At 55.2% G+C, this 12129-nt stretch carries 8 protein-coding genes and 2 pseudogenes; 5 read left to right on the top strand and 5 right to left on the bottom strand.

Going from position 1 to position 12129, the window contains the following annotated elements:
* The first annotated feature begins 288 nt into the window (after window positions 1–288).
* From K2H17_RS08435 to tpx, 5 genes are all read left to right on the top strand, one after another.
* Window positions 289–1326: a linear amide C-N hydrolase gene (locus K2H17_RS08435; protein ID WP_300133717.1), complete on the top strand. Its 1038-nt coding sequence runs from the start codon at window positions 289–291 to the stop codon at window positions 1324–1326.
* 144 nt (window positions 1327–1470) lie between these two features.
* Window positions 1471–1791, top strand: a complete 321-nt coding sequence (locus K2H17_RS08430; RefSeq protein WP_300133715.1) for a T9SS type A sorting domain-containing protein — start codon at window positions 1471–1473, stop codon at window positions 1789–1791.
* A complete protein-coding gene (locus K2H17_RS08425) occupies window positions 1791–2753 on the top strand; it encodes a diacylglycerol kinase family protein (protein WP_300133713.1) in 963 nt (320 codons plus the stop codon). Before K2H17_RS08430 ends, K2H17_RS08425 begins: the two co-directional genes overlap by 1 nt.
* 147 nt (window positions 2754–2900) lie before the next feature.
* On the top strand, window positions 2901–4085 hold the full coding sequence (locus K2H17_RS08420; RefSeq protein ID WP_300133711.1) for a hypothetical protein: 1185 nt from the start codon (window positions 2901–2903) through the stop codon (window positions 4083–4085).
* 54 nt (window positions 4086–4139) lie between these two features.
* On the top strand, window positions 4140–4649 hold the full coding sequence (gene tpx / locus K2H17_RS08415) for a thiol peroxidase (protein ID WP_300133710.1): 510 nt from the start codon (window positions 4140–4142) through the stop codon (window positions 4647–4649).
* 92 nt (window positions 4650–4741) lie between these two features.
* Here the strand turns inward: tpx and K2H17_RS08410 are convergent, their stop codons facing one another.
* The 5 genes and pseudogenes from K2H17_RS08410 to K2H17_RS11235 form a co-directional block, all read right to left on the bottom strand.
* Entirely contained in the window at window positions 4742–5839 is a 1098-nt protein-coding gene (locus tag K2H17_RS08410; RefSeq protein ID WP_300133709.1) for a glycosyltransferase family 4 protein, read from the bottom strand.
* A 1-nt stretch (window position 5840) separates the two neighbouring features.
* Window positions 5841–6896: a radical SAM protein gene (locus K2H17_RS08405; RefSeq protein WP_300133708.1), complete on the bottom strand. Its 1056-nt coding sequence runs from the start codon at window positions 6894–6896 to the stop codon at window positions 5841–5843.
* A 32-nt stretch (window positions 6897–6928) separates the two neighbouring features.
* Window positions 6929–8068 carry a glycosyltransferase gene (locus K2H17_RS08400; RefSeq protein ID WP_300133706.1) on the bottom strand — a complete coding sequence of 380 codons (1140 nt, stop codon included), beginning with the start codon at window positions 8066–8068 and terminating at the stop codon, window positions 6929–6931.
* 236 nt (window positions 8069–8304) lie between these two features.
* Window positions 8305–10329 (bottom strand): annotated as a pseudogene (gene pelA / locus K2H17_RS08395) (pectate lyase); the annotation flags it as partial.
* Window positions 10330–10767: 438 nt separating this feature from the next.
* Window positions 10768–11520: pseudogene (locus K2H17_RS11235) on the bottom strand (pectinesterase family protein); the annotation flags it as partial.
* Window positions 11521–12129: the final 609 nt, after the last annotated feature.

Below are 12129 nucleotides of genomic sequence, written 5' to 3'. Positions count from 1 at the left end.
CCGCAAACGCTGATACCTATCAGTACTCCCACTCCTCCCGATTGCCCTCCCAAATCTACCAGATCTCCCAAAATCCCTCCCGAAAAACTCCCCATTTTCCCCATAGCTCCCGCCGGACGTCTCCCCACAAAGACCTTTCTCACAGCTTGCCAATTTAAAGGTCAGGAGATTCCGGCGGGAGTCTTATATCCGGACCTCGCGTAAGAATCGGTCAGACAATAAACATTACGGCCCTGACAGTTGTTACTTGTGTATATCTCCAATTAACACCCACCAATTTCAACTGTTATGAAGGCTAAATTATTCGCCATGGCACTGGCCCTGACCGCGATGTTGGGCACCCAGCATGCCGAAGGCTGCTCACGAGTGCTCTATGTCGGCTCCGACAGTCTGCGCATCGTAGGCCGTTCACTTGACTGGAAAACACCCATCCCGACAAACATATATGTCTATCCCCGCGGCATGAAAAAAGCCGGCAACTCTCTGCCGGGATCAGTGGAATGGACTTCTAAATACGGATCAGTCTACGCCGTCAGCTACGAGGGCGGCATCACGGAAGGCATGAATGAAAAAGGCCTCGTAGTCAACGGACTCTTCTGTAAAGGCACCGTCTATGTCAACGACTCGACCAAAAACAGGCCGCCGATGTCACTGGCCATGTTCCCCGCATGGATCCTCGACCTCTGCGGGACAACCGACGAAGCCGTAGCCCTGCTCGCCGCCCAGGATTTCAACATCTCAGGTGCGACATTTGACGAAGGCACCACCTCCACCCTCCACTGGGGCATCACCGATCCTTCGGGCAAATCGGCAATGGTCGAATTCGACCACGGAACCATCCGTATCTATCAGGGCCAGGACCTCAGAGTCCTCACCAACGACCCCACCTATCCGCAGATGAACGCCATCAATGACTACTGGGTCAAAAAGGGTGGCACACACACCCTCCCCGGCACCGTCTCAAGTCCTGACCGATATGTCCGCGCCGACTTCTTCGACCAGAATGTCGAAAAGACCGGCGACGCAGACCTCGGAGTAGCGATCACACGCTCAATCCTCTTCAACGTCTCCGTCCCCTACACCTACACCGTCCAGGGCGAAGGCAACATCAGCTCGACCCAGTGGCGCTCCTTCTCCAACCTCCGCGACCGTCTCTACTACTTCGATGTGGTCACCAACCCCGGCCTCTTCTACATCGACCTGAAGAAATGCGATCTGCGTCCGGGCGCGCCGGTCATGAAACTGGACGTCTCCAAGAGCAAAGACTACATAGGTGATGTCACCGGCAAACTCTTCCGCTCCAAAGCGTTCACACCAATGTATTGAGAATCCACTCTATCAACTATAAAAAACACACTTTTACTGTTACTGCCCCTCATCCCGTCAAATCCCGGATGAGGGGATTTTTTTGCGCGGTGAATTTTTTTTATTACTTTTGCAATATATATAGGACAATTTCAACCGGAAATCATGCGGAAACTGTTTATCATACTGATACTTGGCCTCACCTCGCTGCTCTCCGGCGCCGCCACGCGCTGGGAAGCTGTCGATGCGCCTGACCGCATGTTCACCGAAATGCGATCCGATCCGGAAGCCCAGGCGGAAATGGCCGTGCGCGAAAATTTCATCTATATCGCCACTCCCCGTCCGGTCAGCGTGAAAGTATTCACAATCCTCGGTCAGCTCATATCCCAGGCAACACTTCCTGCCGGAATCCACCGCCTGCCAATGAGCGCCAAAGGAATCTATATCATTAAAATCGGAAGCTCCACCAGACGTGTAACTATCTGATGCCCAAAGCCAGACTAATCATCAATCCGATCTCCGGCACGCGAAGCAAAGCCGGACTTGACCGCATGGTTATCGACGCCCTCCGCCCCTTCGGCTGGGAAGTCGAGACCGCTTATACCAAAGGCCACGGCGACGCCACTCGCCTGGCTCTCTCAGCCATAGAAAAAGGATGTGACTCTGTTCTTGCTGCCGGCGGTGACGGCACAATCAACGAGACTGCCGCAGCGCTTTGCGGCACAGGTGTCGTTCTCGGCATACTCCCTTGCGGTTCGGGCAACGGTCTTGCCCGACATCTCGGCATTCCCGTAGACCTCAAGGAGGGTCTCAAGGTCATCATTGAAAACCACGCGACAGACATCGACTACGCAACCGTCAACGACAAGAAATTCTTCTGCACCTGCGGAGTCGGCTTCGACGCCGCCGTCAGCGCGGCTTTCGCCAAAAAGAAAACACGCGGAAAACTCACCTACATACAGAGCACTTTCCAGACCTATGCCAGCTATGAGCCGGAACACTACACCATCATAGCCAACGGCAAGACTCTGACCGAAAAAGCCTTCCTTGTGGCCGTCTGCAACGCTTCGCAATACGGCAACAACGCCTACATAGCCCCCAGCGCCTCAATTGACGACGGGCTTCTTGACGTCACCATCATCCACGCGGGCAACACTCTCTCGACCGCCCTGGTAGGCGTCGACATGCTCACCGGAATGATCGAACGCAACATGCTGATCCACACCTTCCGGACCGACAACATCATCATCGAGCGCGAACACCGTGGCCCCTCCCATGTCGACGGCGAGCCAATGGAGATGGACCACCGCCTGAACGTCCGCTGTCATCACAAAGGACTGCGCGTATTCACCCCCGGTGTCGTCCACCCCTTCAAACCGATCCTGACCCCGGTTTCCGCTATGTTCAACGACTTCAGGATCGCTGTCAACAATCTGTTCCAGAAATAAGATAACAACAATCATTCAATGCCGGCCGAGATTGCAAAACATCACTGCCGGGCATCCACTGCACCATACCATCAAAATTTTCACGGCTGCGGGTGAACACATTCGCCCGGCAAGGCGTTGTTATAATGAACGTCAACTATTGTATTTATGAAAGGGAACGCAAGATTGTTAATGGTGTTAACAGCGTTATATCCCTTGGGTCTGTCGGCTCAGGGGATAGCTGATATTATCTCACGGCTTGAATCAATCGGGTGCTACGAGGCTGATGCACGTTTCAGTGTCACACTGCCCCAGAGCGAGAGCGATGTGGTCTACACCGTCGGCCTCTCCTCAGCCCCGGCCCCCGGCGACCCTCTGGCCCCCTGCTCCTACCTGACCGACTGGTCACTGGAGACCCCGACAGGCCACGTAGAGGGCTTCTCGGCCTATTTTGACGGCCATCACTACCGCTACCGCAACGAACGCCTCCAGGAATACCACATGGAGTGGGACTCAATCCCGTTCCGCCCGACAGGCCGCTCTGCCGGAGTCCAGGGAAGCGCCCAGTTCGCCGACCTCTACCCCGCGTTCATAGCCCGCGAACTGAAAACGATGTCCGGCGACAGCCGTTACAGCATCTCAGTGGCCCCTCCCGCAACATTCAACGGCAAAAAAGCCATCAAAGTCTCGACGGTCTTCACTGTCAGCGAGGTCGTGGCCACAGAAAAGGACTTCTTCTTCGACGCAGAGACCATGCTCCCGCTGCGCATCGACACCGAAAGCAATCCGGGACAGATCACCGAGCAGACAATCTTCGTCAGCTACACCTATCCGGAACGGATGAACTGCCCGGACCTTTCAGACGCGGCGCTCACAGCCCGATATCCTGAGATTTTCGAAAAATACCGCGAAAACAATTTCCACATCGAAAATCTTGCCGGCACACCGATGCCAACCTTCACTCTGCCAACCACCACAGGCGAGCGCTACACCCACCACCGTGGCGAAAAATTCGCCGCACCGACCGTCATCGCCATCCTCGACCCGGTGTCAGGATTCAACTCCGAGATCGTGGAAGCTGTCCGCGGTGCCGCCGACTCTCTGCCCAAGGCCGTGGATGTCATCTGGGTCTTCAACTCGACAAACACCGACGCGATCGAGGCGGTCGTACCCTCCGTGCGCCCCGGCGAACACCTGCTGATGAACGGCAAGTCACTGGCCCGCGACTGTGGTGTCACCTCACTCCCGGTAGTCATCATGGCCGACAGCGACGGCAATATCAAAAATGTCAATCTCGGACTCAACCGCGAGTTGGGAAACGTTGTTTTACAGACAATGGCTCTCACAGACTGAGCCCCCGCCATCCGGACATACTTATAAATTCAAAAAACAAATATATAGACATATATGGAAACCGTATTTTTCAAAGGACAAGCCTGTCACACCTGCGGTACCTTGCCTTCAGTAGGCGAAACCGCACCCTGCTTTCACCTCTCAGGACCAGACCTCTCCCAGCTGCTCTGCACCGACTTTGCCGGAAAGCGGGTTGTCCTGAACATCTTCCCAAGCCTCGACACAGAGGTCTGCGCCATGAGTGTGCGCCGTTTCAATGAAGAAGCCGCCAAGCTCGACGACGTAGTGGTGATCTGTGTCTCTATGGACCTCCCCTTCGCGATGGGACGCTTCTGCACAATCGAAAACATCAGGAATGTGCTTTTCGGCTCGGCCTTCCGCTCGCCGCTGTTCGGGCAGAAATACGGTGTTCAGCTCGTCGACGGCCCCCTGGCAGGACTGCTGACCCGCGCGGTGCTGATCCTCGACGAAAACCGCCGGGTGATCTTCCGCGACCTCGTCGAAGAAATCTCCAACGAACCAGACTACGAAGCTGCTCTCAAAGTCCTATCCGAGAAAGCCTGAGAGCCGAAATTGAGATAAATATAAACGACAAAAGGGCAGACCGAAATCTGCCCTTTTGCCGTTTATCATATCGTATGAGACAGGCCGGAGAGTCAGCCCAGCACCTTTTCATAGACCTCAACCGTCCGGCGGGCTATGCAGTCCCAGTCATACGGCGAAAGGTCATAGCTGCGTGGAGATCGACCTGCGGAACACCTGCGGCACAAGGCCTCGGACAAGGCCCTGACATCGCCCGCAGGGAAAAAGTCGTCACTGCGCAGTGCCGAAATACGGTTGGCGGGAATGTCGCTCACCACAACATCGAGATCATAGCTCATCGCTTCAAGCAGGGCTATCGGCAGTCCCTCATGATAGGAGGGGAGCACAAACAGCGATGCATTGCTCATCAGCTGGTTGAGTTTCTCGCCGCGGATAAAGCCGGTCAGCACAACTCCGTTTTCACGGGCCTTGGCCTTGAGGGAGAGCGAATAGCTGTCCTCATGGTCGCTGTCACCGGCAATGGCCAGTCTGATCCCCTTTCCGGCCAGACCTGAGGCGGCGAATGCATCGATCAGATCATGGAAACCTTTCTCCTTCACAAAGCGCCCGATCGCAAGGATATAGCGGGTGTCGGCCAGACCGATGGTCGAGAGATAGTCCGTGCGCGGTGATTTTTCCGGTCGGTTGACACCGTTGAAAATCAGATCGGGAGTGCTGAAACCGTATCTCTTCTTCAGAATTCCCGCAATGACTTCTGAAATCACAATGACGCGGTTGCTGAATCGGGTCCCCATTCGCTCGCCGAATTTCAGGACGCTTTTCGCAAGGCGCCCCCACTTCTGCCGGTCATAATCAGGCCCGTGGTTGGTCATCACCACTTTCAGGCCCAGCAGACGGGCAAACGGAGTGACCACAGCGGGACCTATGGCATGGATGTGCACAATGTCAGGCCTGAGTCCGCGCGCACGGATCACGCCGAGCATCGTATGGACTATGGCCTCCAGACTCTTCTTGCGCGGGGCATACACGTCAATGAGTCTGACACCGCGATAGGAAGTCCGGCGGTTGTCATCGGCGATGTAAGGCGTGCGGCGGATGACCGTCACATCATGACCCATCGCAGCGATGCGCGGATACAGCTCCTCACAGTGGGTCTCAACACCGCCGAGAATGTCAGGAATGCCTCTTGTGCCTATGACTACGATCTTCATATCACACCTTTCCCAGCATTCCCTGACGCGGATCCTGCCCGACGTCACACCATTTCTTGTCAAGATCAGGCTTCAGACCGCGCAGGGAGCGCAGTTTGTTGCGCAAGGCCCATGCAAGCGGATGTCTGATATACTTGTGCATCACGGGCGAAGCCGTCCCCACCATCCAGCAGTTCTTCTGACAGGTACACACCTTGGCCCTGACCTCGGCGGCCTTCTCGCTTGTCCAGATTTCCATGAAAGGAGCGTCGTGGATATTGCCCATCGAATCCTTCCAGTATTTTTCCTCCAGGCCGTTGCAGGGATAGACCTCACCCCAGGGGTCGATGAAGAAATTGGCCGAGCCGGCCTCGCAGGGGAGCATACGCCGTCCGCCTTCTATGTAGTTGATCAGCCCCATGTTGAAATAGGCCCTGAACCATGATTTCGGACTATTTTCCTTCAGCTGCCAGTCAATGAGGGTGCGGAAGTCCTCACAGACCTCGTCGCGGTTGGTGATGGCGTTGTCGTCCTTGTGGAAATAATAGGAATTGTGGAATGCCGCCGTGGCAAACTCCAGTCCAAGCGAGAGCGAGAGACGGTAGAGCGACAGCATGTCCTTTGAATTGTTGTTGGAGACCGTGCAGCCGAAGCCGATATCCTTGAGCCCCATCTGCTTTAGGCGCAAAAGTGTGCGCAGGCCCTTGTCAAAACCGCCCTCACGGCCCCGAAGCTCGTCGTTTTTCCGACTCAGGCCTTCGATTGAAATTCTGATACCTATGTTGGGAAAACGTTCGGCGAGGGCTATGATGCGGTCTTCGAACCATCCGGATGTCGAAATCACAATGCGGTCAGTATGGCGGTAACATTCTTCGACAATCTCGGTCAGGTCCTCGCGGATGAAGGGTTCGCCGCCCGTGAGGTTGATGAATTTCAACTTCGGAAGCGAACGCAGGTCGGAAGCCTTTATCTCCTCCTTGCGGTCGGTGGGATACTGCCAGATGTTGCACATCTTACACCGCATCGGGCAGCGGTAGGTCAGTATTATTGAAGCGTCAGTAGGTTTTATACGGTTCATTAAGGTTATTCACTCAGCAATTAAGATCTTGTTTAACAAGTCTGATATATCGTTTTAAGTATCTCATAATGCCTCTCGGCAGAAAAACTTTCGAGGGCTTTGTCTTTTATGGTTCTATTGTTCCAATTGTGTGCGAAGGCTTCGTCAAGGGCACGGCGCAGATCCTTACGGCTGCCGCTACGGAAAACGATGCCTGACTCTCCCGGACTCAGCAACTCCGGAATTCCTCCGATCTCAGCGCCGACAACCGGGGTTCCGGCACAAAGTGACTCGATGACACTCAGAGGGTTGTTTTCATACCACAGCGACGGGATCACCGAGCATGTGGCTTTGTTGAGTAAGGCGCTCACCTGCTCTGCGCTGCAATGGCCGAGAAACTCGATGTTGCCACATCCGGCATAGCGCTCCATCAGCTGTTCATGGAGCGGTCCGGTGCCTGCCACTTTCATGCGGTAGGGCGAGCCGACGACTGTTTCGAGCATCATCTCCACACCCTTCTCGGCTGAAAGACGCCCGACGTAGCAACAATAGTCCTCACGGTCCGCCGACAGATCGGTCCGTGCAAAACGCTTCAGTTTTTCCGAGTCGACGAAATTCCAGACCGTGTGAAGTTTCCCGGACCGGAAACCGCCTTTCAGCATCATCTCGCGCATGAAAGCGCTCGGACAGACAAAAGCGTCGACATTGCGCTCCAGCACCTGCCGCGACCATTTACACGCTTCAAGCCAGGCCATGACGCTTGCCGCCATCGAGCCTTTCATGCAGCGCTTCCTCACCACAGAGAAGGGAGAGGCAAGGCAGTCCTCACAGGGCCGCCCGTCGGAGAGACAATTGTAGGAGGGGCAGATCAGCTTATAGTCATGGAGCGTCCAGACAACTTTCATCCCCCTCTTGCGGGCCATAGCGGCCAACTGAGGCGAGAGATAGCTGTGGATATTGTGGAGATGCACGATGTCAGGGGCAAAGACATCGAGGATACGGCTGAACGAAGCGCGGATGTCACCCATGCCGAAAATTCGCTTCACTGCTTTCAGCTTCTCGCTGACCGAGCCGGAAAACTCTACCTGCGAAGCAAAATACGCAGACCATTCCGAAGCCGTGTTTTCAGGAAAATCCATCGAGAAGACAGCCGTGTCAAAACCCTTCTCGCCCAAAAGGCGTTCAAGATTCATGGCACAGATACAGTCACCCCCGCGGGGATAATAAAACTTATTGACAATCAGAACTCGATTCTTCATTTACAGGAGAATTAACGGATATCCCTCATCAATAAAACGGACCGGAGGTCCTTATATTGCATCAGTCCATACGGTTTCACCAAAGCGGAAAGCAAAGCGGCCCTTGCCGTCGCTAAGGTGCGAGGGCACGGACCGGGTAATTTCAATGACCGGTGCTATATGCGGGCTTATCAATAGGCTACCACCGACCAGAGATCGCGGATGCGTTTCTCAGGATCCCACTTGCGGTTGAAAGTCCATGAGGCAGTCACGGCATGGAATTCAGGAGATCCGGCGGCGGTGTCGATATTGTCGGCAAGCCATCCGCTGTGACCACCGTCGCGGGTGCAGCCGTAGTAGTAGACACGGCGGCCCCAGGGACAGGGATCAACCTCTTTGCCCGACGAGAGGGCGGGCTGGGCCTTGTAGGCATGGTTGATGTCCGCATCAATGATGTTTTTCGACATGCGGCAGTTGAGCACCATGAACTGCGAGTCGTGATGATAGCGTCCGAGCGGTGTCGGCTTCAGCGCATCAAATTCCGAGTTGGTCACGACGAACTTGTTGCTTATGTCGCCGCGGCCATCATGCCAGAGAATTGCGCGGGAGTCGCCGAGGAAACGGCAGCGGGTGGCATAGCAGGTGCCGCGCGGGCAGATGAAGTCCACTCCCGGACAGCGGACATAGAGATCGGAGTGGTAGTAGAGTCCACCCTTGCCGTCCTCACCCTTGCCCCAGAGCGAGAGAGCGTCGTTTCCGTCGGAAATGATGTTGCTGTTGATGATGATTGTGCGTGTGGCCTTGCCGAAGACCGCAAACTGATGGGTGGTTGTGTTAGAGACCGTTGTCCCGTAATTGTTTATGACAGTCAGGCCGCTGATCAGGCAGTCATTGGCCTTTTCGGTGAGGCTCAGGATGCCGCGCGGCGCTTTCTCTCCGCGGAATTCCTTCAGCATCACGGTTTCTCCGGCTTCCGCGCCGACAATGATGCAGCTGTCACGCAGCTCGCCGACAAGCACGATGTTCGGACGGTCGATGATGACCTTCTGGTTGTAGAGACCCTTGCGGATGAGGATCCTGAAAGGCTCTGTGCCGTTTTCAGGCGCTTTGTCAATGGCGGCCTGGATGCTCTCGCCACGCTTGACAACCGCGTCGAACATCTCCTCCTTCACCTTTGGCTGGACGCCGAGTCTGAAAGTGCCGTTTTCGTTGGCGCCCTTGGTCGAGAGACTTATCGACACCTTGTTCTGCGGGTCATATCTGTCGGCCCACTTGTCATAGAGTTCATAAAGATCCGCCGGACGGCTGCCATACCAGGAATAGCCGTTGCGGCGCTCGCTGCCGATGTCCTCAAGTCTGCGGCGGGGAATTCCGTCGCGGTCACAGACAAAGGGAATGCAGTTGTCAAGATCATAATATCTGGCCCAGAGCGGTCCGGCGAGCGAATCCTTGACGAGCACGGTGTTGAACTCGCCATGATCCATCACACGGCTGCATGCAAGTCCGGTCAGCTTATATCTGTCGAACCAGCTCATGGCCCCGTGGACGGCGGCTTTGACCCGCTTGTCAGGATTGGGAATCGCCATCAGCAGCTCCACGATTCCGGCGCTTTCCGACGAGCAGAACGACGGAAGCTCATAGGCTCTGGCCGGTGCGGGCTTCAAAGTCTCACGGTCGTGTTGCTGACACCAGACGGTAGGCTTGCCGTTGACCACGATCTGAGTGGCAAGAATGCAGTCCACGCCTTTGTCAAAGGCCTTTTTCATCTTTTTCTTGCGGGCCTGATCGCAAAGATCGCCGCCGTAAGGTTCTTTTCCGTCGCGGATGTCACGCAGTAGTATCATTGTGTTGACCATCGCATGGTCATTGTATGTGATGTGGGGCTGATAGTCACGCTGCACGGGCCAGAACTGCGGCCATCCGCCGTTTTTATACTGACCTGAAAGCAGATAGTCGACCCCAGCACGGAAACCGTCGCGGTAGCGAACATCGCCGGTAGCCTGATAGAGGCGGGCGAGGTAGATCATCTGTGTGGTGGTAGCGTCATTGTCGGTGGTCGAATCGTCACGACGTTCCTTGTCGGCAAGGACAGCGGCTTTCTGCTCAGGAGACATCGGAGTGACCATGTCGATATTTTTCGGCCAACCGCCGGTCACACGCTGCCAGAGCAGCACCTGATCGCCGATGCGGCGACCCTCTTCTGAACTCAGAAACGCGGCATCGGTGGTGCGCAGCACTCGCTTCGCATAGCGGCTCCCCTTTTCGGCTCCCTTATTGCCGGCAGCAACACCGACGGCCTGACCAAGTCCGCCCATACGGTTTGCGGCGCGGACCGACCAGCAGTCAGCCGAAGCGTCCGGCCCTACCTTATATGATGTCTTGGTGGTGAAAGCCACGACTTTGCCATGACGGCAGACGGCATAGAGCAGAGCATCGTCACTCCCCTTCCATTTCAGGCGACCGTTTTCAACGCGAACATCGGCAGGAAGAGCGGCTGGAGCGGCATCGGCATCGGGATTCCATCCGTCAAGCACGGCTGATTTGGTGTAGGATCGTGCCTCGGCCTCGGTGAGCACCGGGCTGTTGGCATGTTCCTTGCCTTCGCGGTCGACATAGAGCGAACGGCGACCCGAAAGGTCAAGCGCACCGGCTCCGGAAGCAAGATAAGTGTTATATTCGGCGAAACGCGCCGGCCAGCCGCCGCTCATATCGGCCCAGCCGTTATAGCCGCGCTTGTCTTTGGTGATCGGGGAAACATCTACCCTGGTGTTGATCCAGATGGCAGTCGGAGTGCCTTTGCCCCACGGACGGCCAAGGTAGTAGGTGACATCGGGAGTCTCGCTCCTGATGTAGCAGCTGTCCATGACATAGCCGTATTTGCGTGGCACCGAAGGCACGGCGAGATAGCCGCCCTGACCGCACTGCTGGAAAGTCACGCCGTCATAGTAGACATCACCCTTGCCGCAGATATAGTCGGTGCGGCCACGGATGACACCTCCGTCAAAATAGAAGCGGCCTGAGGCGTTGTTCGAGACATAGGTGTCCTGATAGCCCCAGATGCAGATGTTTCTGGCTATCGTCTTGTCCGAGCGGTCGTGCAGAACGATGTTGCGGCCTGTGTGGTCGGCCATTCCGCTCTTCATTGTCAGGTCCTGGAGATAGGTGTCATGGGCGGGAGACTCGATGATCAGCACATCGCCCTTGCCGATACCCTCCAGGGGGCACGAAGGGCCGAAGCCGTTGTCCCAGGAGGCCGGAGGTGTGGTATTGACAAGGACTGTACCCTCGCGGCTTTCGCCGATGATGGAGACATTCGGGGTCTTGAGCCAGGAACGCGGATCGCCATACTCCAGACCGTCGCCTCCGACGGTTGTTCCGCTGACCGGGATCTGATATTCTCCGTCCATTATGAAAATGCGGAAGCGCTGTGTGGTGTCCGACCGGTTGTTTGCAGCCGTGAGGGCCTCGCGGAAAGAACCGTCGCGCGGCACGACGAAATCATAAAGTTTCTTTTCAATGGCATTGGCATTGAAGGCAAGCATAAGGCCTGCCACAAAAGGCAATAGTTTCATTCAGTGAGGTATTTTGATTCAGGAGAGCAGTGACAGCGCCGCTTAAGAGGCGTTTTTTCACGCCACGAAGCAGCTTGTTTCGGAGTGTTAACTTTCATTAGAACGCCTTTTTCCATACTTATATTGCATCCGACTTCCGGCAATAAACACCGAAAAAAGAATTTGGGCCGGCTTCATTCACATGGAGCCGACCCCGATGGGTTCTTGGATGTGTCCTGCTGAGTGACACACAAGGGTCATGGATTTAAGGTGTTGTTTTTTTTACAGATTCATACCAATTGTGTATTGTTCATCAATTAGAGGTCGTTTAATAACAATAGTTAAAATCTGAGCGACGGTATTATCTTTTTTCTTTTAATAATTTCAGGTCTGAGACTTTTTAAAGTTACCTGAGCCTTGGTGTCTCTTTTGCTAAATTGTTGAAATTCGTCAGTCGCATAGCTC

Source organism: Duncaniella sp., assembly GCF_029054785.1.
Taxonomy (GTDB): domain Bacteria; phylum Bacteroidota; class Bacteroidia; order Bacteroidales; family Muribaculaceae; genus Duncaniella.
This window is presented reverse-complemented; position numbering and strand designations above follow the sequence as displayed.